The sequence below is a fragment of the Desulfofundulus salinus genome, assembly GCF_003627965.1.
Lineage (GTDB): Bacteria > Bacillota > Desulfotomaculia > Desulfotomaculales > Desulfovirgulaceae > Desulfofundulus > Desulfofundulus salinus.
The window spans coordinates 588,597-611,848 of sequence record NZ_RBWE01000001.1 but is presented as its reverse complement, the minus strand read 5'-3'; the positions used below and the strand labels follow the sequence as shown (position 1 = coordinate 611,848).

Here is a 23,252-nt window from a genome sequence, read left to right as displayed (position 1 = left end):
GCCGTTTGCACGCGCTCGCTCCGTTCGCCTCGCAGGCCAAACTAGTGCTCGACCTCGGGCTCCGGCGGGGTTCCCGGCCCATTCGGCATCCATGCCTCAGGGGCCGGCCTCGGGCATCCATGCCCTCGGCCCCGCCTCCGCCCTCGGTCTCGCCAAGTTTGGCACCTGCTCGGCTCAAGGTCGCTCGCTTCGTGCAAAACGGCGGCCATTTATCTTCTGTGGTCTAATAGGCGTAAATCCTGCCGTAAGGTCTTTTGGATACCGGCATCAGTTTGACAAAACGGTCATCCAGGATGCTTTCCGCATTGAGTTTAAAGTGCCGGGTAAATTCACCAACGTACTGGTGTAAAAGCCGGCGGTCTTTGTCATCCAGCTCCAGCACGCCCACTTCCTTGCCCAGCTGGTAGGGGGCAACCTCTCCCCGCAGGTAAATCACCCCTCCGTGCATGCCCGTGCCGATATAATGGGCGTGGTGCCGCTCACCCGGCTTAAGGTTTAAGCCCAGCAGGATCACAATACCCCCGGCCATGTACTCGCCAAAGAAGTCCTGGGCCGTCCCGCCTATTACCAGTACCGGCACCTTGCCGGTATACTCCTTCATATGAATGGCCGCCCGGTAACCGACGCTGTCCCGGATAAAAATCCTGCCGCCGCGCATGGCCATGGCCACGATATCCCCTGCCCGCCCGTGAACCACAATCTCGCCGTCATCCATGGTATTGCCCACCCCGTCCTGGGCGTTGCCGTGCACCACGATGCGGTGCCCGGCCAGGAAAGCTCCCAGGTCGTTGCCCGGCGTGGAATAAACATGAATTTCTATTTTGCCTTCCTGCTGTGGGAGGAAGAGCCGCGTCCCGATGTAACGCTGGCCGCAAACGTTTAGCAGAGTGATCTTGCGGGCGCCGGAAAGGGCCGCTTCCCGAATCAGATCATTTATTTCCTTGTGCACAAGATCCCGGGCGTCTATTTCCGCCTCCTGTCCATCTATTGAAAGACGGCTCCTCAGTTCATCAAGGGATCTAACACCACCTAAAAACATTTCCCGCAGACCATATCGGGCACAGCTTACCGCCATGTTCTCACTCCCCCGCTCCTTTTACTCCCAGCACGTCCAGTTCCCAGCTCTCCAGGCCCACCCCGCGCAGGTGTTCCCGGTTGCCCCGCAGGCTTTCAATGGCGTTAATGCCCATGCCGCCCAGCATTTCCTTGATCTCATGGCTCCAGCCCCGCAGCAGGTTGACCAGCCGCTGGCTGGCGATTTCCGGGTTCAGGCGGCGGGTGAGGTAGGGATCCTGGGTGCAGATACCCCAGGCACATTTACCGGTATAGCATTTCTGGCACAGGGTGCAGCCCATGGCCACCAGTGCCGCCGAGCCGATGTACACCGCGTCCGCTCCCAGGGCAATGGCTTTGACCACGTCCGCACTGCAACGGATACCGCTGGCCGCGATGATTGAGCACTTGTGCCTGATGCCCTCTTCCCGCAGCCGCCGGTCCACTGCCGCTAAAGCCAGCTCGATGGGAATACCCACGTTATCCCGGATGGCTTTGGGCGCGGCACCAGTACCGCCCCGCAGGCCGTCAATGGCCACGATATCTGCTCCAGCTCTGACTATGCCGGAGGCAATGGCCGCCACGTTGTGCACCGCTGCAATCTTGACGGATACCGGCTTTTCGTAGTTGGTGGCCTCCTTCAAGGCATAGATGAGCATGGACAGGTCTTCAATGGAATAAATGTCATGCTGCGGCGCCGGGGAGAGAGCATCGGTACCTTCAGGGATCATCCGGGTCAGGGCAATGTTGGCCGCCACCTTTTCTCCCGGCAGGTGACCGCCAATACCCGGTTTGGCCCCCTGGCCGATCTTGATTTCCACCACGGCTGCCGAGTTTAAATACTCCGGGTCAACCCCAAAGCGCCCGCTGGCACACTGCACGATGGCATTTTGGCCGAACTTTTCCCGCATTTCCCGGGGCAGACCGCCTTCACCGGTATTGAAGAGGGTGCCGAACTCTTTAGCAGCCATGGCCAGGGACACAAAGGCCTGGTAGCTGATGGCACCGTAGGACATGGCCGAGAAAAGAATGGGCGTTTCCACGGGCACATTGGGTGAAAGCCGGGATGTAATGGACACTTTGTCCCCACATACTTCCACTTCCAGAGTGTCCGGCTTACGCCCCAGGTAAGTACGCAGTTCCATGGGCTCCCGCAGCGGGTCAATGGAAGGGTTGGTTACCTGGGAGGCATTCAGGACCAGGTGGTCCCAGTAAATCCGGTAGGGCTTGTCATTGCCGCTGCCGGTCAGAATAACCCCTCCGGTCTCGGCCTGTTTCTTTAAATCCTGCAGCTTCTCCCTGGTCCAGCTGGCATTGGGACGGTAGGTCGTGGGGTGCGGATACACAGACAGGGCATGGGTGGGACAGAACACCACACAACGCTGGCACCCCACACACGGGCTTTCATCGCTGAACATCAAGTCCAGTTCTGTATCGTAATGGTGAACCCCGTTGGGACACTGCCGCTCACAGACCCGGCATTTTATACACCGGTCACTGCGGCGTTCTACCAGAAACTCCGGTAACAGATGGGAAAACATGCTATCTCACCCTCATTATGTGTGATCTTGTTAAATGCCGGTCAGCACATAAGTTAACATAAGTTAATTAAGTGAATATTCAATAAAACCGTTATGAGGAGGATGCGGCGCTGTCCGGAGCGAACGACTTGCGAAGCGCCGGTAACAGCACCCGGTGAAGCGAGGCTGCCGGCTCGGCTCTCGAGGACGCACGACGAACTACTCGGAAGAAGACCTTTTAAACATATTGTTTCAAGAGGTATCAACGAAGAATGATTAGTGGCGAGCAATCCGCAGAGAGCCAGAGCCGGCCCGAAGCGAGCCGCGGTGCTGTCGGCGCGGAGCATTGGAGTAAGCGGGGACAGCGCCGCATCCAACCGGGTTCACTGAATAACGTTAGTAAGGTGCCTGGGTACCTTATTAACTTTACACTGCACGGGCCAGGCTGGCCAGATGGTCCCTGGTATGCAGCCGGGCCACTACCGGCTCGCCCCCCGGCGGCGTCCAGGCCAGGTCCAGCCGGGGAGCCACGGCCCGGATGGACGCCTCTTCGGAAGAAAGAAAGACAAAATCCCCCGCCGCGGCAGCTGTAATTGGCCGCAGCCTGATGCGGTCGGTCAGGCCGAACATTTCGTTATGATGGGCGACGATAACCGTAAAGGGGCCGTTCATCAGCAGAGGGGCGTAGGCCATGCGCAGGGTCTTATAAAGCTCCCGGCGTTCCGGTTCCATATGCTCAATGATGTCCCACATGGGGGCGGCGAAGATCCTGGACACCACCTCTATGGGCAGGCCCTGCCGGCGCATGAGCAGGTCCACGGCATAGGCCATCACTTCCGTATCCGTATAAAGGGTACAGTAGTAGCCAAACATTTCCAGATAACGCCGGTTGGTGCCGTAGGAGGAAATCTCACCGTTATGCACCACCGTCCAGTCCAGGATGGAAAAAGGGTGTGCCCCGCCCCACCATCCGGGCGTATTGGTGGGGAAACGGCTGTGGGCGGTCCAGATGTATCCTTTATACAACCGGTCAAGCATGAAATAATCGGCAATCTCCTCGGGGAAACCCACCCCTTTAAAAACGCCCATGTCCTTCCCGGAAGAAAAGACGTAAGCACCATCGATCCGGGTGTTGATGTACATCACTTTTTCCACCACGAACTCATCATCTGACAGGTTATTTTCTTCTTCCAGTTGTTGCCGGGGAGATACGAAATAACGCCACACCACCGGCGGGTTCAGAACCGTTGCCTTTTTATTGGTGGGGATTTCTTCATCATAGACCACGTGGAAATGGTCGGCCAGAAATTCATCCACTATTTCTTTGGCCCCCAGTTGATGACGCTCAAACATGATGTGCAGGGCGTAATAATCCCTGTACTCCGGGTAAAGCCCGTAAATAGCAAAACCGCCGCCCAGGCCGTTACCCCGAACCTTCATGTTTACCATGGCATTTATGGCCATTTCCCCGCCAAACCTTTCCCCGGCCGTGTTCATTACTCCAAACAAACCGCAGGCCTGGGAATCTTTTTCAGGCAGATAACGCTCACTGATTTGCGGCTGCATGTTCGCTCATCACTCCTTCATCGATCAGTAGCTCCCGTCTCAGGCCTTCCGGAATGGTCAGGTAACCGAATTCCCCCTCCAGGAGCTTCTCTTTAAAGGAAGTAACGGCGCAACCCCGGCGCATCAGGTGAAGGAAGATGCCCGCCCGGGCAATCCCGGTCACCAGGGTAAACCCGTGAATGCGGTCGTCCTTCAACACAAACCTCCGGTAGCTGCGGGAGCCGGCATCAAAACGGCTGATAACCTCAAAGCCATCCTTTTCACCTGCCGTGTTGAGACCGGCCGTGATAATGTTCAGGTCGAAAAAGTGCATGGCATTCATGGAGGTGGCCCGGTCATATTCCCGCTTCATACCCAGCATGTTGTACGCGGCCACCCGGCCGCCGGCGTAGGCATTGGGCCACAGGGGGAGCACGCGCCGGTTACCCATCAGGAAGTCGTAAACTTCGGCGCAGTCTCCACAGGCATAAACATCGGCAGCGGATGTTTCCATCTGTTGATTCACCAGAATACCCCGGTTCACGGCCAGTCCGGCTTCCCTGGCCAGATCCACCCGGGGGACCACACCCACGGCCACCACCAGCAGGTCGCAGGGGAGGGAAGTACCGTCGGTGAGCACCACTCCGGTGGCCCGCTCCCCGCCCTGGACTTCTTTAAAGGTGGTTCCGGTATATATGGCCACGCCGGACCGGCGGAAGGCCTCCTCAATCAACCGGGAGGTAAACTCATCCACCACCGGCGCCAGCACCCGGGGAGCCAGTTCCACCACGCCGACCTCCAGACCCTTTTTATGCAGTGCCTCGGCAGCCATAAGGCCGATGATCCCCCCACCGAGCACCACCACCCGCCCGGCCGACGGGAGCAACCGGCTGATGCGCTGCAGGTCCTGCAACGCCACAAAGTTACAGATGTTCTCCTTTTCCGTATCCAGTCCCGGTATGGGGGGTACAATGGGTCGCCCGCCGGTGGCCAGCAGCAGTTTTCCATAGGAGATGGTCCGGCCGTCATCCAGCTTTACCACGTGTCCGGCCGTATCCAGGCCAACCACCCGCCGGCCGAGCACAGGGGTAACTCCCAGACGCTCATAGAAATCCACCGGGCGGTAGAGCATTTTCTCCACGGGCACTTCCTGATCCAGGTAATAGGGCAGCAGAGCCCGGGAATAGACATGGTGAGGTTCTTCCCCGATAACAGCTATGGAACCACCTTTATCGAAAGAACGCAGGGTTTCAATGCAACCCACCGCACCTACCGAGTTACCAATGATCAGATAATCAAACCTCTCCATAAGCTTCCTCCTTGCCTAACTGGTGAACGAGTCCTGATAAACCAGTGCCCGGTTGGGACACTGCTTCACGCAGGCCGGTTCTCCCATTTCCTTACACAGATCGCACCTGGCTATTTTGCGGTTGACTTCATCAATGACCACTGCCCCGTAGGGACAGGCCATAACGCAGCTGTAGCAGCCCACACAGCGGTCGGCGTCGTGTTCCACCCGGCCTGTGAGGGGGTCCCTGTACAGTGCCCCACTGATGCATGCCTCCACGCAGGACGGTTCGATACAGTGCCGGCAATGCACGGGGAGGGTAAAGGGTAGGTTTTCTTCCACCACCACCCGGGGTACCGGCCGTGGTGTTTCATGGAGAAATGCTTTGAGAATGTTTTTACTGCGTGAATGTGCCACCACGCACCAGACCTCACACAGGTGGCAACCAATACAGACTTCCGGCTTGACCACAACTCGAGGCATTTCCGTCGCTCCTTCCCCGATAGACTATAGACTAAGGTGGTTAAAAAGAGTAAAAAAAAGCCCACGGCAGGCCTGTGGGATGGAAATGGATATTTTCCTCCTCGAAAGGTGACCTGCACGTGGGCCTCGTTGCCCTCGTTGCCCCGGCACACCGTTGTGCCGGTTTCGTTTGTTTTATTATGTCGCACACTTCGGGTAGCGGGCGTTCCTCGTCGTCCGGTGCTCCGGCCTGGAGCGAGCAAGCTTAATACTTGGTCAGGTACTCTTCAATCTCCCAGGGATGTACCTGCACGCGGTAACGGTCCCATTCAATGCGCTTGGCCTCCATAAAACGGCTGAACACGTGGGGGCCGAGAGCTTCCTTGATCACCTCGTCCCGCTCCAGCTCATCCAGGGCTTCCTTCAAACTCTCGGGCAGGCAGCCGATGCCCCGCTCCTCCCGTTCCCTGGCACTCATTTCATAAATGTTGCAATCACAGGGCGGCGGAGGCAAAATGCGGTTTTTAATGCCGTCCAGCCCCGCCGCCAGGCACACTGCCAGGGCCAGGTACGGGTTGCAGGACGGGTCCGGGCTGCGCAGCTCGATGCGGGTTGACTGGCCCCGTTTGGCCGGAATACGGATGAGGGGGCTGCGGTTGCGGGAGGACCAGGCGATATACACCGGTGCCTCGTAACCGGAAACCAGACGCTTGTACGAGTTTACCGTCGGGTTGGTTATGGCGGCAATGGCCCGCGCGTGCTTCATCAAGCCGCCGATGTAATACAGGGCCGTATCGCTCAACTGCAGGGGTGCCTGGGGATCGTAAAAGGCATTCTCCCCGTTTTTCATGAGGGACTGGTTTAAGTGCATTCCCGAACCGGCTATGCCGAATATGGGCTTGGGCATGAAGGAGGCATGCAGCCCGTGCCTCTGGGCGATGGTGCGTACCACAAACTTAAAGGTGACCACCTTGTCGGCGGTATCCAGGGCATCGGCATATTTAAAATCAATTTCGTGCTGCCCGGGAGCCACCTCATGGTGGGAAGCCTCGATTTCAAAACCCATCTGCTCCAGGGTGAGGACCATGTCCCGCCGGGCATCTTCACCCAAATCCACGGGCGTCAGGTCAAAATAGCCCGCCCGGTCGTGGGTGATGGTAGTGGGACGGCCGTCACTGTCTACGTGGAAGAGGAAAAACTCCGCCTCGGGCCCCACGTTCATGGTAAAACCCATTTCCCGGGCTTCGGCTATAACACGCTTGAGCACGTAACGGGGGTCGCCGATAAAGGGCGTCCCATCGGCGTTATAAATGTCACATATCAACCGGGCCACCGCCCCGTCCCGGGGGCGCCAGGGAAAGACCACAAAGGTGGCCGGGTCGGGACGCAAGTACATGTCCGATTCTTCGATACGGACAAAACCTTCAATGGAAGAGCCGTCGAACATAAGCTCTCCGTTTAAAGCCTTGTCCAGCTGTTCCACGGTAATGGATACGTTTTTTAATACTCCGAAAATATCGGTAAACTGCAGGCGGATAAATTTTACTCCCAGTTCTTTGGCCAGGTGCCTTACATCATCGTTAGTCAACTGAGCCACGGGCCCTTACACCTCTCCCTTCAAAAAACACCGGGGGCTATTTACGAAAAAAAGGCCACACCTGCAGGATTATGATTCACCTGCTGTATGTGGGCCCCATTGCCCCTCCCGGATACAACATCGTACCCGAATTATGTTCTTGCACCATTATTTTAAAGCTAGTTTATAGTATATACCATAAATACCTCAAAAGAAAAGGGCTTTTTGACAAATTTTTTGCCCTGGAAAAAACACCCTACCGGTGTATCCCCGGCAGGGCTATTAGGAGGATGGTAACAAAACCTGTTTAAAACCTGGTTAGATACTCTTCAATTTCCCAGGGGTGAACCTGGACGCGGTAATTTTCCCATTCCTTTTGTTTGGCCTCGACAAACTTGGTGTAAATGTCTTCACCAAGAGCTCCCCTGATCACTTCATCCCTGGCCAGTTCCTGCAGGGCTTCCTCCAGGCTGGCGGGCAGGCTCTCGATACCCAGTTCCCGCCGCTCGGCAGCGGTCATCTCGTAAATGTTGCGATCACAGGGAGGCGGCGGCTCAATGCGGTTTTTAATCCCATCCAGGCCGGCCGCCAGACAGACCGCCAGGGCCAGGTAGGGGTTGCAGGATGGGTCGGGGTTGCGCAGCTCAATGCGGGTGGACATGCCCCGCTTGGCCGGGATGCGGATGAGCGGGCTGCGGTTGCGCCCCGACCAGGCAATATAAACCGGGGCCTCATAACCGGGCACCAGACGTTTATAGGAGTTTACCGTGGGGTTGGTTACCGCGGCCAGGGCCCGGGCATGCTTCATTAGACCGCCGATGTAGTAGCGGGCAATATCACTCAACCCGTCGGGGGCGGAAGGGTCATAGAAAGCATTTTCGTTCCCCCGGAAGAGGGACTGGTTGGTGTGCATGCCGCTGCCATTAATGCCATAGACGGGCTTGGGCATGAACGTGGCATGCAAACCGTGCCGCTGAGCAATGGTCCGCACCACAAATTTGAAGGTCACAATTTTATCGGCACAATCCAGGGCATCGGAATACTTAAAGTCAATCTCATGCTGGCCGGGAGCCACCTCGTGGTGGGAGGCCTCAATTTCAAAACCCATTTCTTCCAGGGTAAGCACCATAGCCCGGCGGGCGTTCTCCCCCAGATCCACAGGGCTGAGGTCGAAGTAACCGGCCTTATCGTGGGTGCGCAGGGTGGGACGTCCCTCGGAATCCACCTGGAAAAGGAAGAATTCCAGCTCGGGTCCCACATTCATGGTAAAGCCCATTTCCGCCGCCTGGGCCAGTACCCGCTTGAGGGTGTTGCGGGGGCAGCCGGCATAAGGAGTGCCGTCGGGATTATAGACATCGCACATGAGGCGGGCCACGGCACCGTCCCGGGGACGCCAGGGAAATACGGCAAAGGTTTTGGGATCGGGACGAAGGTACATATCGGACTCTTCAATACGGGTAAATCCGTGAATGGAAGAGCCGTCAAACATCAGCTCCCCGTCCAGGGCCTTTTCCAGCTGTTCCACGGTGATGGCCATGTTCTTGAGCACACCGAGAATGTCGGTGAACTGCAGGCGGATGAACTTTACGCCCATTTCCCTCGCTTTGGCCAGTACTTCTTTTTTAATTGCTTCGTCCATAAAACAACCACCTTCTTGAAATTTTTCAAAATGGAAAGGCGCCCCAAGGGAATAGTTCATACTGACTTAATTCCCCACAGGGCGCCTTTGCCCATTTTTTGGTACGTCATTATACCTTAACTTTTTAAGTTGTGGGCCAGGATGATGGCTTCGGCAACCTGACGCATGGAAATGCGTTTGTCCATGCTGCTTTTTTGCATGCGCCGGAATGCCTCGGCTTCCGTGAGTCCCAGTGTCTCCATCAGGATTCCCTTGGCTTTTTCTACCAATTTACGGGTTTCCAGGGCTTCCTTTAATTCCTGGACCTGGCTTTCCAGCTTGATGATTTCCTGGTAGTTGGCCAGGGCCAGTTCCACGGCGGACAACAGGGTACTTTCATCCACCGGCTTGGTCAGGAGGGCCGATACCCGCGCCTCTTTGGCTTTCTCTAAAAGGCCGGGACTCATGGAGTTAACCAGCACGACCACTGGGGCCAATTTATCCTCATGGAGAATGCGTGCCACTTCCAGCCCGTCCATGCCCGGCACCCCGGCCTCGATGATCAGCAGATCCGGCTGCCGGCTGCGCACCAGCTTGAGGCCCGAAAGGCCATCCGATGCCTCACCCACGACCCAGTATCCCAGCTTGGTGAGCACGGCTTTAATGGACTTTCTCCAGGTGGCATCGCTATCTACCAGCACTATTCTCTGTTCCGCCATGGAGATTTTCCTCCCAAATTGTTCCTGGTAACCAATCCGCCGGGCGTTGCCGGACTACTGGAAAAAATACCACCTTCCCGGGAAGAAAAATGCCCTCTTCAAGGCCGTATGGCCTGTCGAGGGCGTCATTGCCTGTTCATAGCCGGGCACATCATTGTACCCTACAAATAAACCTTTGGCATGTTTTTATTATAATCCGTACCCCGGCCCTTGGCAACAGTTTTTTAGTGTTAACCTAAAATTTCTTCAACCTCTTCGGCATCCACATCCATGACGTACCTGATGCCGGTAATTTCAGCTGCTTCCCTGGTCAGGGCGGTCACATCGTCCCGGGTGATGTAGGACAGGGCAAACTTGCGGGCGCCGCACATGAACTGCCGCAGGCCCTGGGCCAGCCGCTCAAAGTAAGTGTAGACACCGATGGCTCCCACGGGCAGTTTTTCAAAGGCTTCGGCACCCAGTTTTTCCTTCAGCTCGCTGGCAGCAATGAAGACCTGCTCAAGGGACTCACCGTATTTCTTGTACTCATTGGGCACCTTGCCGGATTTTACAGCTTCGCCCACGGTCTTACCTACCATGGCCGCCGTCAGGGGCGAGCGGGCCATGCCGATGGCTTTCACGTAGGGAGCACCAATAGCCAGTCCCTTGAACATGTGATCCTCCAGGGTGAAACCACCGGCAATGGCCACCGGCGGGACATAGGCGCCCCTGGCTGCCAGTTTATCCAGGTACTTAACCAGAAGCGCCTGCAGGTAGACGGTGGGCACGCCCCACTCATTCATCATCCGCCAGGGGCTCATGCCGGTACCGCCGCCGGCACCATCAACGGTCAGCAGGTCGAGCCTGGCATCAGAGGCATATTTTACTGCCCGGGCCAGGTCGGCCGGACGGTAGGCGCCGGTCTTCAAGAAGACGTACTTTGCCCCGGCCTTGCGCAGTTCTTCCACCCGGGCCATAAAGGACTCGTATTCCACCATGCCAATGCGCGAATGGCGCTCAAACTCATTGAAAGCACCGGCCCGGTAGGCCGCCTGTACCCTGGGGTCCGTGGGATCGGGCAGCACAATATACCCGCGGCTCTTTAGCTGCAGTGCCCGCTCCAGGCTGTCCAGCTTCACTTCGCCGCCGATGTCCTTGGCCCCCTGGCCCCACTTGAGTTCCACGGCCTCCACGCCCAGCTTTTCAATGGCGTACTCCTGGACCCCCAGCTTGGTATCTTCCACATTGGCCTGCACGGCAATAAATCCCCTGCCGTTGTACCATTCCTGGAAGTCCTTCACCCGCCTGGCAAGGTTGGGGGAATGGACAACGCGCCCATCCTTTATTTCCGCATTGGGGTCCATGGCGCATACGTTTTCACCAATAACAATGCCCACCCCGGATATAGCCGCCCCGGCGGCCAGGTGATCCCAGTTATTGGCAGCCACATTGGTGGACCCCATGGCGGCGATTACAATGGGCAGGTTGAGTCTTAAATCCGCGCTGGCTCCCACGGCGGTTTCCAGGCTGACCGCCGGGAAAATGGCCCTGTCGGGATCGGCTTCAATACCGTGGGCGCCCACGGCGGTACCGAGGATGTTGAAGTGGGAATAATCCACCGGGTAATCCTTCTGGGAAGCAGAGGTAGTTTTGCCGAAGGGCTGGGGATAAAGTACTTCCTTGCCCCGCACGGAAGATTTACCTATTTCACAAAGGCCGGGGCAACCGTCCAGACAGGTCACACACATCCCGCTAAAGGGACAATAGCTCTCACCGGTGCGCAGCCGGGTCAGGGTAGCTGCAGTAGCGTTAACACCTTTACTAAAACTCATTGTTCCATCCTCCTAAAAAACACGGTAAAATTAAGGTAATGGTTCTTTCTAAAAATGTTTTCTTCTCCAGTGCCGGCCTGGTGGTCAACATCAAGCCGGACTTTTTTTATCCGCCGTTTCTCTCTATCCAGCCAATTCTTTGCCAACCATCCCCCCTTTCTCATCTATTTTTCCACCGGGAACACCCCGGATTGTTTCTTTCACAAAGTGTCCTGGTAACAAAATCCCGGAACTAGAAGTTAGTCAAATATTCATCCAGCTCCCACTGGTGTACCTCGGCCTGATAGCGCTCCCATTCGTCTTCCTTGGCTTCCAGGAAGCGAGCGGTGATCTCCCGTCCCAGAGCGTTCTGAATCACCGCATCACCGGCCAGGGCACGTAACGCGTCGGCCAGGTGGCGGGGCAGGCCAATGCGGCGAATTAGCTCCCGTACCGGTGCATGGTTTTCCGACAGGGGTGCCCCGGGCACCAGGCCGTGTTCGATACCGTCCAGTCCGGCCGCCAGGGAAGCAGCCAGAGCCAGGTAGGGATTGGCAGTGGGGTCGGGGCTGCGTAAAACTATCCGGGTGCCTTCCTGGCGTTGAGCCGGCACGCGGATCATGGTGCTGCGGTTTTCCTCCGACCAGGCGGCCAGTACCGGAGCCAGGTCGGTGGGTATAAGACGCTTGTAACTGTTGACCAGCGGATTGGTAATGGCCGTTAAGGCCCCGGCATGGGTAATCAACCCGGCTATATAACGGTAGGCCAGTTCGCTCAGCTGGTGCTCCCCGGCAGGATCGTAAAAGGCATTTTCACCGTCCCGCCACAGAAACTGGTGCAAATGCATTCCCGAACCGTTGTAACGGGCCAGGGGGCGAGGCATAAAGGAGGCGTGCAGGCCGTGCCGCTGGGCAATGGTGCGCACCACAAATTTAAAGGTGGCAATGCTGTCGGCCACAGTTAAAGCGTCATCTTCTTTAAGGAAGATTTCATGCTGCCCCGGCGCAATCTCATGGTGGGAAGAAGAAACATCCAGGCCCATCTCCTGGAGGGTGAGCACCATATCCCGGCGGGCATTCTCACCCAGATCCACCGGCGTAAGGTCACAATACCCTGCCCGGTCGTGGGTGATAACGGTCGGTTTGCCCTGGGCATCGGTATGGAAAAGGAAAAATTCGATCTGCGCTCCTACCCGGAACTCCAGGTCCATTTCTTTCGCCCTGGCCAGCACACGCTTTAAAGCCGCCCGGGAACAGGCACCGTAAGGTTCACCCTGGGGGGTCAGCACATCACAGATCAACCGGGCCACTGCCCCTTCCCGGGGCCGCCAGGGAAAGATCACAAAGGTTGCCGGGTCGGGGAGCAGGTAAATGTCCGACTCACGGTTTTGGACGAAACCCTCGATCACCGAACTGTCAAACATCACCCGGCCTTCCAGCGCCCGGGGTAATTCCTCTACAGTGATGGCTATATTTTTCAAGACACCAAAAATATCGGTAAACTGTAACCGGATAAACTTGACATTGTATTCCCGGGCTTTGTGGAGGACGTCTTCGGAGGTCAGGGTGGGCATGGTGATCTCTCCTTCCAAAACTCAGGGACAAGAAAACAAAAAACGCCCTGCTTCAGGCCCGCGTTTACTTTCCACAGGCCTGAATCAGGACGCCATTGCCCTGAAAAAACCGTACAATGATGATTATAACAGGATTGCCCGGGAGATCAAGATGTTCTTAACAAGAAATACTGTATACAGTTAGCCCCGCCGCAAAAATTTACAAATACCCTTACTTTTCCAGGGCCATAATAATTTCCCGGGCCACCCGGGCTAAAGGTACGCAGCGATTCATACTCATCTTTTGCAGGTATTTATAGGCCTGCCGCTCCGTCATTCCTTTTCTCTCCATAAGCAAACCTTTGGCCCGCTCCGTCAACTTGCGCTCTTCCAGAGTCTTGCGCAGGCCTCTAATTTCCTTTTCCAGCCGCATGGTCCGCTCAAAGGAAGCCATGGCCATTTCAATGGTCGGCACCACCATTTCCTCCTGCAATGGCCTGGGGAGCACCCCGTAAACCCCGGGCGAACGAACCAGCTCGGCCACATTTTGCTGGTGCAAGTCGGCCGTAAGCACCACCGGGGCTACATGATGCTCTTCGATAATGCCGGCCACATCTATGCCCTCACTGCCCGGAAGGCGGTATTCCAAAATCACCAGTTCCGGGGTGGTTTGAAAGACCATCTGCAGCAAGGACCGGCCGTCCTGCGTTTCCCCAATCACCATGTATCCTGCATGGCGCAGGATCTCTTTAAGCCGGGCGCGAAAATCCCTGTCGCTTTCGGCAACAACAATGCGGGTCCTGTACACCGGGACCACACTCCACCTTTTTCGTCACTGAATTACATTATAACATGCGGCTATTGATGCGGGGAACCGCTGCCAGGGCTGCCTTTCCAGGGTGCCATACTCTCTTGAAGCCGGTTTTTTAATCCCAATATTGCAGCAACGTGTCATTTTAACTTGCAAATAAGCATATATTTCCCCAAAAACAATCTGGGGGGTACGCATATTGAATAAGGGCAGGCTAAAAAAGGTTTTCCCGGGGGGCAACACCTGCCGGGGATTTTACTCGTTTTACGACTACATTATTGAACCCGACGCCACCCGCATTTTTGTTATTAAAGGAGGACCCGGTGTCGGTAAGTCAACTTTTATGCGCAAGATTGGCGAAGAAATGCTGGAGCGGTGTTACGACGTGGAGTTCCACTGCTGCTCTTCGGACAACGGGTCCCTGGACGGGGTAGTTATCCCGGCCATCAGGGTGGCGCTCTTGGACGGCACCGCCCCGCACGTGGTTGATCCCAAGAACCCGGGAGCGGTGGATGAAATTGTTCACCTCGGGGACCACTGGAACGAAGAAGGCCTGCGGGCACATAAAAAGGAAATCCTGGCTTTAAACCAGGAAATAGGGCGGCTGTTTAAACGGGCCTACAGCTACCTGGCCGCCGCCCACCTCTTTCTGGAAGAGGTGCGCAGCCATTACCGGGAAACCGGCGCCTTTAATGTGGGTGCCTTTGATAAGCTCGCGCTTGATTTGACCCACGAAATTTTTGCGGGACAAACGCGCCAGACAGACAACCCCAAAGCCCGCCACCTTTTTGCTACGGCCATCACCCCTGACGGAACGGTAAGCTACCTGGACACTATTGTTGGCCATTTAAAGAAACGTTATATTATCAATGGCGACGACGGTACGGGCAAGACCACCCTGGTCCGGCGGATTATGGATGCCGCTTTAATGCGCGGGTACGACGTTGAAGCCTACCACTGTGCCCTGGATCCGTCCCGGATCGAACACCTGGTCATCCCCGGGCTGAACCTGGCGGTGGTTAATTCCGTGGAGCCCCACTATTATAAACCCCAAAACGGCGACGTGGTTGTGGACACCATGACCTGTGTCAGGCCCGTGTCCGGCCCGGTTTTGCAGGCCGAAAGGGATACCGCCCGGGAGATGTATCGGCGCTGCATGGAAGAAGCCGTGGACTTCATCCACCGCGCCAAAAAGGTCCACGATGAAGTGGAAGCCTGCTACATCCCGAACATGAACTTCCAGGACATCGAAGCCCGCAGGCAAAAGGTGCTGGCCAGGATCCTGGAGCTGGCGGAAGAGGTAAACGGGCAACAGGGATAGAATTGGCCGGCATGATAGCTCACCGCATAATTGTTGCTCTTATTTACAGGATATGGTATACTGGATAACGAGGTGAAATCAAATGGCAGTTGAACGTTTGGTTGAAGAAATCAAAAAATTGACCCCAAAGCAAAAGGAAGAGTTATTCCGCAAATTAGGAATCACCCTTCCCATACCAGAAAACGAAGAATTGCGTGGCGGCTCTGATGACCCCCTGGCAGTGTTAATCGGCATGTTGAAGGGACCGGGTACTGGCTCCCGCAAGTACAAGGAGGATTTGTATGGGGGCGAAAGATCTTTATAAGCTGTTCATTAGCAACCACGTAGGGGCCGTACAAGCATATCGGGAGGGCCGGATGACTATCCGGCAGTGCGCAGACATGCTGGGAGTCGATTACTTTGAAATGAACGAAATTCTCAAGTCTGAAAATATAAACATCATGCCCGAACCCGAACAAGGCCTGGCAACACTGTTGCCGGAATTGGAAGATTCCTTTGGGAAAAACCCGTAAACCATATGCATTACCGGGCTTGTACCCTCACACAGAATGTTTTATAGCGGAAACAACCGCATCAAGCTCCCGGGACACTTAAAAGATGTCATATGAGCAGGTCTCGTATGGCCCAACCGGGCGGCGGTATCCCTTGTTTTCCTTGCTGCGGGACTACCGGCCGCCTTTGTTATTTCAAGTTACACGAAATTTTTTCGGACCCCGGTAAGGAAAGTTTAATTTTTGCCGAATTATTTACTGGATTGGCCAGACCATCATAAAGGCAACATTAGAGGGAGAACGATATTCTGCCGTAGTGCAAGCTCAAGTATTTTATAAAGGAGTGAGAGTAGTGGAATTGCAGCTGGACGTGGCCAGGCAAATCACCGAGTTCATTTACCGGGAAACAGGACACCACACCATTGTCTGCGACCGGACCGGCACCATCATTGCCGACTCCGCCCAAACGCGTATGGGAGTAGCCCATCAAGGTGCCCGGACCATCCTTAATTCCCCGGTGGACGAGTACAGCGTGACCGCCGAGGAGGCCGCCGCCTCGGGCGGGACCATGAAGGAAGGTTTTAACCTGGCCATCAAGGCAAACGGGGAAAAAATCGGCACCTTCGGGATTGCCGGCAAGCTGGAAATCGTGCAGCCCATAGCCCGGATTGCCTCGGCCCTGGTGGTTAAGATGCTCAGGGACGAGGAAATGAAGGCACAGATACAGGCCCAGGCCGAGGCGGTGGCAGAAGCCATCCAGCAGGCGGCGCATGCCATCCATGAATTTACCGCTTCCTCCCAGGAGCTGGCCGCCACCGGCGAGACCCTTGTCCGGGAGTCGCAGGAAGCAGCCCAACAGGTAAAGAGTACCACCCAGATCCTGACCTTCATCCAGAACGTGGCCGACCAGACCAAGCTCCTGGGATTGAACGCCGCCATTGAAGCAGCCCGGGCCGGCCAGGTGGGGCGGGGATTTGCCGTGGTAGCCCAGGAAGTACGCAAGCTGGCCGAAGAAAGCAGCCGCTCCGCCAGGGAGATAGAGAAGACTTTAAACCAGTTCAAGAGTTCCATTGAAAGGGTTACCGCCGGCATTGAAAAAAACAGCGCCATAACCCAGGAACAGGCCAGGACGATGGAAAAGATAGCTGAAATGGTGGAGAAACTGCAGCAAATCGGCTCTCACCTTCATGAAGTGGCCTCCAAACTCTAACCAGGGGGGCGACCTGCCAGATCCAGATAACTCGCCAGTTTGACCCCCTGCTCAAGCAGCCACTGCCTGGTGCCCGGGTCACAGAGAATGGCCAGTTCCCTCTCCCGCTGCCAGGTGTAGCTGCTCCGCTGCCTCAGTTCTTCATCCACTATGCCGGGATGGGTCATCAACTCCATTACCCCGGCACCGCTCTGCAACCCGGCAGTAACTAACCGGCGAAACGATTCCCCGGAGACCTGCTCACCAAACCAGTGGCCGCAAAAATAATCGGGGGTGGGTACACCCTGCCGGATAAGCCTCTGGCGCATGGAAGAGTCCAGGCTCCGCACAGGCAGCCCGTAGCGCCGGACCACATCCAGCAGGGCTTCCAATATTACGGTATGTGTGTGGACATGATGGTGTGTATCCAGGTGGCTTACCCGTACTCCCGCCGCCCTGACCTTTTCCACCTGAGCCAGGAATTCCCGCCTCACTTCCTCCCCGTTTAAGGACCCCGAGAGAAGGGCGTCCCTTTTTTTGAACCATCCCCGGCCATCTACCAGTGAAGGTACAGCTGCCGGGTCGCACAGGGGTCTGCCCGCCGTCAGGCAAAGGTGTACCCCGGCAGCCTTCAGCCTACCCCGGCATAAAACAGCCAGGGCATCCCCGGTACCCGGCTGGTTGGCCATCAGGCTGGTACTGGTGACCACCCCGCATTCCATGGCTTTAATAATCCCCCGGTTTACTCCCACCGTGTAACCGAAGTCATCGGCGTTGACGATGAGCAGCACGCAGCTGCACCCCCACTTGCACCGTGTTCCACCCGCGTTTTGCCCGCAGAACAGGCGGGACGGCACCCTGCAGGAATTCAAGCACGGCTGCCCCCCACGCCCTACTCCCGCTCCCGCTCCGGGGGCAATTCCCGCAGCGCGATTTCCACCTGGCTTAAGGGTAAAAGTTCCTTACCCGGCATGGCAGCTCCCAGTTCTTTTAAACGCCTGGCTCCCGGCACCACCCGGCTCTCCCAGGAACCGACTGCATTGTTAAAAGACTGGGTGGCCTTCTGCAGGCCATCCTTTATTTTAGCCAGGTGTCCGGCAAACTTGCACACCCGCTCGTAGAGCTCCATGCCCGCTTCGGCAATTTGCCGGGCGTTTTCGGCCATATGATGCTGTTGCCAGCTCAAGGCCACTGTACGCAAAAGGGCAATTAATGTGGTGGGAGTAGCCAGCAGCACCCGGCTGGCCAGGGCATCTTCAATCAACCGCCGGTCCTGCTCCACGGCGGCGCTGAAAAAGGATTCCCCCGGCAGGAAAAGAACTACGAAGTCGGGGCCGGGCGTAAACTGGCTCCAGTAGGCCTTGGAACCCAGGGACTGCATGTGCGCCCGCACGGCCTGGGCATGTCTTTGCATGGCCAGGCGCCATGCGTTTTCATCGGCGGACTCGGTGGCTTCCATGTAGGCCTTTAACGGGACCTTTGCATCCACCACCACCGTCCTGCCCCCCGGAAGCTTTACCACCAGGTCGGGACGCAGCCGCCCCCCTTCCGTTTCCACCGAAACCTGTTCCACAAAGTCACAGTACGGGGACATGCCCGCCACTTCCACCACCCGGCGCAGGGTTATTTCTCCCCATCTCCCCCGCACCTGGGGGGTTTTTAAGGCGTTTACCAGGTTGCTCGTCTCCCTGTGCAGCAACTGCTGGGTCTGGCTAAGCTCCTGCAGCTGTCTTTTCAAGCTTCCATAAGCTTCCTGGCGGGCATTTTCCATGGCCCGCACCTGGGCCTCATACCGGATGAGCTCTTCTTTCAGGGGCTTAATAAGGGCATCGATGGCTTCCTGCCGCTTTTGGAGATCGCCCCGGGCTTCCACAACCACGCCTTCCAGCACCTGACGGGCCAATTCAATGAAAGCCTGATTGTTGCTTTTTAAAGCTTCGGCAGAAAGGGCTTTAAAGGTATCGGTAAGGCGCTGGGTGGCTTCGGCAAGGAGTTTTTTCTGCTCGGTAAGGCTATTTCTGGCCTCTTCCAGGGAAGTTTCCGCCCTAACCCGGGCCTGGTGTTCCCGGACCACCTGCAGGCGGAGATCATTTAATTCCTGCTGCACCTGGTTTAGCTGCTGGCGCAGCTCGGCATTAATGCCTTCCGCCGCCATCGCCCTGCTCCGGGCGGCCACAACCTCAGCCGACAGGGCCCGTATACGGATGCCGGCCAACAGCCAACCGGTCAGCACCCCGGCAGCTACCCCTGCCAGCAAGTACAAAGCTTCAAACATGTCCGTTAGATCATCTCCTTTCCACCGAACATCTCCATTTTACTCCAGCCCGGGCACAGGAAGCAACAACCGGCAAACATACCCCCTCCGGGGCCCAACGGACAGGATTCACGCCGATAACATTTTAGCAGCTTGACAAATGGTGACTGGCAAAAATATAATTCAATTAAGTAATTGTTTAATCTTTTAAGGATAAGGGGGGTATTTCATACGACCAGATATTTTCCCAATAACGACGTCTGTGACACCTTTTGTGTGTCCACTGCAATCGAAGATCTTAAGGGCAAAGTGCTGGAAGTAGCCGGTTTGTCCGAACTTTTTAAGGTGCTGGGAGACGAAACCCGCACCAAGATCCTCTACCTCCTGTCCTACAGGGAACTTTGTGTATGTGATCTGGCGGAAATCCTGGAAATGAGTTTGCCTGCCGTTTCCCACCACCTCCGGCTGCTGAAGGCAATGCGTCTGGTGAAGTACCGCCGGGAAGGGAAAATGGTCTATTATTCCCTGGATGACGACCATATCGTCAACCTGATCCGTGAAGCCCAGGCGCACTTTGCGGAAGAGCGGTGAAAGGAGTATGTCCATGCGCTACACCCTGGTTGGTCTTGACTGCCCCAGTTGTGCAGCCAAAATAGAACACGAATTGCAACAGATTAAGGGACTGGAACATGCTACCATCAACTTTGCCAACCGCACTCTGGAGCTGCCCCCGGAGCTGGCGAGGCGGGCACAGGAGGCTATTCATCGCATTAAACCCGAGGTAAGGCTGGTAGAACCCCGTGAGGCCAAACAGGCAAGGGAACATGCGAACGGTAGAAGAAACCTTCTGGTAACCGGCATCTCGGCCGCCCTTCTGGTTATTGGCTTTCTCTTCCAGGAATCCCTGCACCAAACCCCTTACTCCTGGGCCGAGTACCTGGTCCTGCTTACCGCCTATCTGCTGGTGGGCAGGGAGATCCTCCGAACCGCTTTGAAAAATCTTGTGCGCGGAAAAGTTTTTGACGAGAATTTCCTCATGAGCCTGGCCACCCTCGGGGCCATAGCCATTCACCAGTTGCCCGAAGCGGTGGCAGTAATGCTCTTTTATTCCATCGGGGAGTACTTCCAGGAAAGGGCCGTTAATCGATCCCGCCGCTCGATAGCCGCCCTTCTGGATATCCGTCCCCATTACGCCAATTTGCTGGTGAACGGCGAAACCAGGCAGGTAAAACCGGAGGAAGTGGTAACGGGCCAGATCATTGTGGTCCGCCCGGGCGAAAGGGTGCCCCTGGATGGCGAGGTTCTGGAAGGCGTGTCCTTCGTAGATACCTCGGCGCTGACGGGAGAATCCGTACCACGCAAGGTGGAAAGGGGAGAAAGAGTCCTGGCCGGCATGATCAACGGCCAGGGCCTTCTGACCGTAAAGGTAACCAGGCCTTTTAAGGACTCCTCCGTAGCCCGGATCCTGGAACTGGTGGAAAATGCCGCGGCCAGAAAGGCCCCCGTAGAAAAGTTCATTACCACCTTTGCCCGCTACTATACCCCGGCAGTAGTGCTGGGAGCCCTTGCGCTGGCCTTTATACCCCCGCTGGTGGTTCCCGGTGCCACCTTGTCCCAATGGCTCTACCGGGCACTGATTTTCCTGGTCATTTCCTGCCCGTGTGCGCTGGTCATTTCCATACCCCTGTCCTATTTTGGCGGCATCGGCAGGGCCTCCCGCCAGGGCATTCTGGTCAAGGGAGCCAATTACCTGGACGCCTTAGCCAACCTGCATACGGTGGTCTTTGATAAAACGGGAACCCTAACCCGGGGGGTTTTCCGGGTCAACCGGGTGGTAGCTCAAAACGGCTTTCAACGGGAGGAAGTGCTGGCTTACGCTGCGGCGGCCGAAGCTTATTCCACCCACCCCGTAGCCCAGTCCATCCGGCGGGCCTGGGGGCGGGAAATTCCCCTGGACAGTGTGAGCGACTGCCGGGAAATCCCGGGATACGGCATCCTGGCCCGGGTCGCGGGCAAAAACGTTCTGGTTGGGGGGGACCGCCTCCTGGACCGGGAGGGGATTTCCCACGATATCTCTTGCGTAGAAGGCAATACGGTATTTGTAGCCATTGACGGCATCCTGGCCGGGTACATTGTCATCAACGACGAAATTAAACCCGATGCCCGCCAGGCCATTGCCAGGTTGAAAGCCCTCGGGGTAAAGACAGTGGTCATGTTGACCGGCGATGAGGAAAGGGCTGCCCGCCGGGTGGCCGAAACGCTGGGCATAGATCACTATTATGCCCAGCTCCTGCCGGAGGACAAGGTCCGGCGGGTGGAAGAACTAAAGGCCAACCTGCCTCCACGGCAAAAGCTGGCCTTTGTCGGTGATGGTATCAACGATGCCCCCGTTATTGCCAGGGCCGATGTGGGGGTGGCCATGGGCGGGCTGGGTTCCGATGCGGCCATTGAAGCCGCCGACGTGGTGCTCATGGAGGATGCTCCCTCCAAACTGGCCACGGCCATGGAAATTGCCCGTCACACCAGGGCAATTGTCAAACAAAACATCATCCTGGCCCTGGGCATGAAAGCGTTCTTTCTTGGCCTGGGAACCCTGGGGCTGGCCACCATCTGGGAGGCCGTCTTTGCCGACGTGGGGGTCGCCCTGCTGGCCATTCTCAATGCCACGCGTGGAACAAAATGCACAACCGGGTAGATATGGCCAGGCCATCTAGGCCCAGGCCCGGGCACCGGACCTGTACGAACATAAATAATAATAATAATAATAATAATTGGGCGGCGGTCGTTCCGGAACGACCGCCGCCCTTTCTCATCGAGAAGCCATTAAACCGGACAGCTTCCATTATCGTTCCGTAAAGCCACCTCGTGGATGGCAGTACAGCGCTTGCGCTTTTCTACAAAACCGATTTTTTCCTTAACCGTCTTTACCCTGGTTTCCAGGTCCCCTCTTACTATGGTGTAGGGTACATTCATGATATCCAGGAAATTTTTTATCTTGGCATCCACGACCACGGCAAAATCACTGTCCTGGTACCTTATTCCGTCTTTTTCCACATCAAACTCCCGGGGCACGTAAAAGATGTCATACTCGGGCAGGTCTCGCATGGCCCACTCATACAGTTTCATCAAGGCGTAAACTTCCTTCGGGTTTTTGAAATCGCAGCTCAACAGGCCGTACACGTAATTCAAAATGGTGGCGTTGTCGCAGAAAATAATGTCGCAGTAGGAAAGCTCCTCTTCCCGGCGTTTTTGCCCCTCATAGAGCAGAAACTGTTCAAAAATGCTCCTGGGCACCCCGTACCAGGCAATGTATGAGCGGGCAAATTCCAGGCAAACGTCACTTATATAGCCGGCCATGCTGTAATCCACATCTAACTGTTTACATAACGTTGTTTTACCCGTACCCGGACCACCAAGAATGGCAATCTTTCTGGTCTTTTTACCCTCGGCCATATTCTCACTCCTCCCTTCTCCAATGTTCGTGCTTTAAACATTCGCCGGAGGGCCACCAGTTCCCTTTCGTAAATAAAATGCACCAGATAAAAAAGACCCCTTCCGCCCGGTGCGGCGTAGGGGCCTTTAATGGTCAAACCCCGTCATTTACTTATGCTCCGTAGGTCCTCCAGAACCCACAGTTTGGCCAGGGTGGGGATGAACTTTTCTTCATGCTGGAAGCCATCCCGCACGGCGATTTCGCCCAGAACCACCTTTTTAGGATATTTTAACTCCGCCATGCCGGTACAATATCGGCGATATCCCGTCCTTCTATGGGAGGCTCTTCCAGAGCCATGGGCGGCCGGCCCAAATACAGCCATTATCATGGATCCGCCAATGCAAAAGGGGCTGCGTGGTGCGCGTTTCGGCTTCTGAAACGCAAAAAATCTTCCCCAGATGCAGGAAAAATGGGCCTACCAGCAATTTACCGTACTATGCCTGGTGACCTTCCGGCAGGGCATTGTTCCCACGGTTTACACCCTCCCCCTTAAAACCCGCCTTCTTAGTAACCTTCCGGCAACTGTTTTTGAACACGACACAAGGCTTGCGACCGGGCACAAAGGAAAAA

22 protein-coding genes are annotated in these 23,252 nt (G+C 56.2%); 7 read left to right on the top strand and 15 right to left on the bottom strand.

All coding sequences use genetic code 11. The features are described from left to right. Positions 1 to 223: 223 nt before the first annotated feature. The 10 genes from D7024_RS03150 to glnA (D7024_RS03100) form a co-directional block, all read right to left on the bottom strand. Positions 224 to 1,075: a GltB/FmdC/FwdC-like GXGXG domain-containing protein gene (locus D7024_RS03150; RefSeq protein ID WP_121450484.1), complete on the bottom strand. Its 852-nt coding sequence runs from the start codon at positions 1,073 to 1,075 to the stop codon at positions 224 to 226. Positions 1,076 to 1,079: 4 nt separating this feature from the next. Beyond that, on the bottom strand, positions 1,080 to 2,594 hold the full coding sequence (locus D7024_RS03145) for a glutamate synthase-related protein (protein WP_121450483.1): 1,515 nt from the start codon (positions 2,592 to 2,594) through the stop codon (positions 1,080 to 1,082). A 405-nt stretch (positions 2,595 to 2,999) separates the two neighbouring features. Further along, positions 3,000 to 4,139 carry a class II glutamine amidotransferase gene (locus D7024_RS03140; protein ID WP_121450482.1) on the bottom strand — a complete coding sequence of 380 codons (1,140 nt, stop codon included), beginning with the start codon at positions 4,137 to 4,139 and terminating at the stop codon, positions 3,000 to 3,002. Next, a complete protein-coding gene (locus tag D7024_RS03135; protein ID WP_121450481.1) occupies positions 4,120 to 5,427 on the bottom strand; it encodes an NAD(P)/FAD-dependent oxidoreductase in 1,308 nt (435 codons plus the stop codon). The genes D7024_RS03140 and D7024_RS03135 overlap by 20 nt, the downstream gene beginning before the upstream one ends. Positions 5,428 to 5,442: 15 nt before the next feature. Next, the gene (locus D7024_RS03130) at positions 5,443 to 5,889 is read right to left on the bottom strand and encodes a 4Fe-4S dicluster domain-containing protein (protein WP_121450480.1); all 447 of its coding nucleotides are present in this window, start codon (positions 5,887 to 5,889) and stop codon (positions 5,443 to 5,445) included. A gap of 244 nt (positions 5,890 to 6,133) precedes the next feature. After that, positions 6,134 to 7,465, bottom strand: coding sequence for a type I glutamate--ammonia ligase (gene glnA / locus D7024_RS03125; RefSeq protein WP_121450479.1), 1,332 nt, complete (start codon positions 7,463 to 7,465; stop codon positions 6,134 to 6,136). Positions 7,466 to 7,751: 286 nt separating this feature from the next. After that, positions 7,752 to 9,083: a type I glutamate--ammonia ligase gene (gene glnA / locus D7024_RS03115; RefSeq protein WP_121452440.1), complete on the bottom strand. Its 1,332-nt coding sequence runs from the start codon at positions 9,081 to 9,083 to the stop codon at positions 7,752 to 7,754. Positions 9,084 to 9,199: 116 nt separating this feature from the next. Next, positions 9,200 to 9,781: an ANTAR domain-containing response regulator gene (locus D7024_RS03110; RefSeq protein ID WP_121450477.1), complete on the bottom strand. Its 582-nt coding sequence runs from the start codon at positions 9,779 to 9,781 to the stop codon at positions 9,200 to 9,202. Positions 9,782 to 10,011: 230 nt separating this feature from the next. Further along, positions 10,012 to 11,592, bottom strand: coding sequence for an FMN-binding glutamate synthase family protein (locus D7024_RS03105; RefSeq protein WP_121450476.1), 1,581 nt, complete (start codon positions 11,590 to 11,592; stop codon positions 10,012 to 10,014). Positions 11,593 to 11,824: 232 nt separating this feature from the next. After that, complete coding sequence (glnA, locus tag D7024_RS03100; protein WP_121450475.1) at positions 11,825 to 13,144, bottom strand: type I glutamate--ammonia ligase; 1,320 nt, start codon at positions 13,142 to 13,144, stop codon at positions 11,825 to 11,827. Here glnA (D7024_RS03100) and D7024_RS03095 point away from each other — a divergent pair. After that, positions 13,137 to 13,328, top strand: a complete 192-nt coding sequence (locus D7024_RS03095) for a hypothetical protein (protein ID WP_125185611.1) — start codon at positions 13,137 to 13,139, stop codon at positions 13,326 to 13,328. The two genes, glnA (D7024_RS03100) and D7024_RS03095, sit on opposite strands and share 8 nt — an antisense overlap. Positions 13,329 to 13,355: 27 nt before the next feature. On the opposite strand, the gene D7024_RS03090 is transcribed toward D7024_RS03095, so the two are convergent. Then, positions 13,356 to 13,931: an ANTAR domain-containing response regulator gene (locus tag D7024_RS03090; protein WP_121450473.1), complete on the bottom strand. Its 576-nt coding sequence runs from the start codon at positions 13,929 to 13,931 to the stop codon at positions 13,356 to 13,358. A 202-nt stretch (positions 13,932 to 14,133) separates the two neighbouring features. On the opposite strand from D7024_RS03090, the gene D7024_RS03085 reads away from it, so the two are divergent. The 4 genes from D7024_RS03085 to D7024_RS15325 all read left to right on the top strand — a co-directional run bounded on the left by D7024_RS03085 (position 14,134) and on the right by D7024_RS15325 (position 16,956). Next, positions 14,134 to 15,255: a PRK06851 family protein gene (locus D7024_RS03085; RefSeq protein WP_121450472.1), complete on the top strand. Its 1,122-nt coding sequence runs from the start codon at positions 14,134 to 14,136 to the stop codon at positions 15,253 to 15,255. Positions 15,256 to 15,337: 82 nt separating this feature from the next. Then, the gene (locus tag D7024_RS03080; RefSeq protein WP_121450471.1) at positions 15,338 to 15,559 is read left to right on the top strand and encodes a hypothetical protein; all 222 of its coding nucleotides are present in this window, start codon (positions 15,338 to 15,340) and stop codon (positions 15,557 to 15,559) included. Then, positions 15,537 to 15,767, top strand: a complete 231-nt coding sequence (locus D7024_RS03075; RefSeq protein WP_279220965.1) for a UPF0175 family protein — start codon at positions 15,537 to 15,539, stop codon at positions 15,765 to 15,767. The genes D7024_RS03080 and D7024_RS03075 overlap by 23 nt, the downstream gene beginning before the upstream one ends. A 331-nt stretch (positions 15,768 to 16,098) precedes the next feature. Then, positions 16,099 to 16,956 (top strand): methyl-accepting chemotaxis protein, encoded by an 858-nt coding sequence (locus tag D7024_RS15325; protein ID WP_121450470.1) that lies wholly within the window; start codon positions 16,099 to 16,101, stop codon positions 16,954 to 16,956. Here D7024_RS15325 and D7024_RS03065 read toward each other — a convergent pair. Both D7024_RS03065 and D7024_RS03060 read right to left on the bottom strand, forming a co-directional pair. After that, the gene (locus D7024_RS03065) at positions 16,953 to 17,807 is read right to left on the bottom strand and encodes a carbohydrate deacetylase (RefSeq protein ID WP_243113673.1); all 855 of its coding nucleotides are present in this window, start codon (positions 17,805 to 17,807) and stop codon (positions 16,953 to 16,955) included. The genes D7024_RS15325 and D7024_RS03065 overlap by 4 nt on opposite strands. A 20-nt stretch (positions 17,808 to 17,827) precedes the next feature. Further along, positions 17,828 to 19,210 (bottom strand): DNA recombination protein RmuC, encoded by a 1,383-nt coding sequence (locus D7024_RS03060; protein WP_121450468.1) that lies wholly within the window; start codon positions 19,208 to 19,210, stop codon positions 17,828 to 17,830. 255 nt (positions 19,211 to 19,465) lie between these two features. Between D7024_RS03060 and D7024_RS03055 the strand changes: the two genes are divergently transcribed. After that, on the top strand, positions 19,466 to 19,780 hold the full coding sequence (locus tag D7024_RS03055) for an ArsR/SmtB family transcription factor (protein WP_165859249.1): 315 nt from the start codon (positions 19,466 to 19,468) through the stop codon (positions 19,778 to 19,780). Positions 19,781 to 19,787: 7 nt separating this feature from the next. Continuing rightward, positions 19,788 to 21,884 (top strand): heavy metal translocating P-type ATPase, encoded by a 2,097-nt coding sequence (locus D7024_RS03050; RefSeq protein WP_243113672.1) that lies wholly within the window; start codon positions 19,788 to 19,790, stop codon positions 21,882 to 21,884. Positions 21,885 to 22,012: 128 nt separating this feature from the next. Here the strand turns inward: D7024_RS03050 and D7024_RS03045 are convergent, their stop codons facing one another. Both D7024_RS03045 and D7024_RS15070 read right to left on the bottom strand, forming a co-directional pair. Next, positions 22,013 to 22,642 (bottom strand): ATP/GTP-binding protein, encoded by a 630-nt coding sequence (locus tag D7024_RS03045; protein ID WP_121450466.1) that lies wholly within the window; start codon positions 22,640 to 22,642, stop codon positions 22,013 to 22,015. Positions 22,643 to 22,785: 143 nt separating this feature from the next. Further along, on the bottom strand, positions 22,786 to 23,004 hold the full coding sequence (locus D7024_RS15070) for a hypothetical protein (RefSeq protein ID WP_243113671.1): 219 nt from the start codon (positions 23,002 to 23,004) through the stop codon (positions 22,786 to 22,788). Between the last annotated feature and the right edge of the window lie 248 nt (positions 23,005 to 23,252).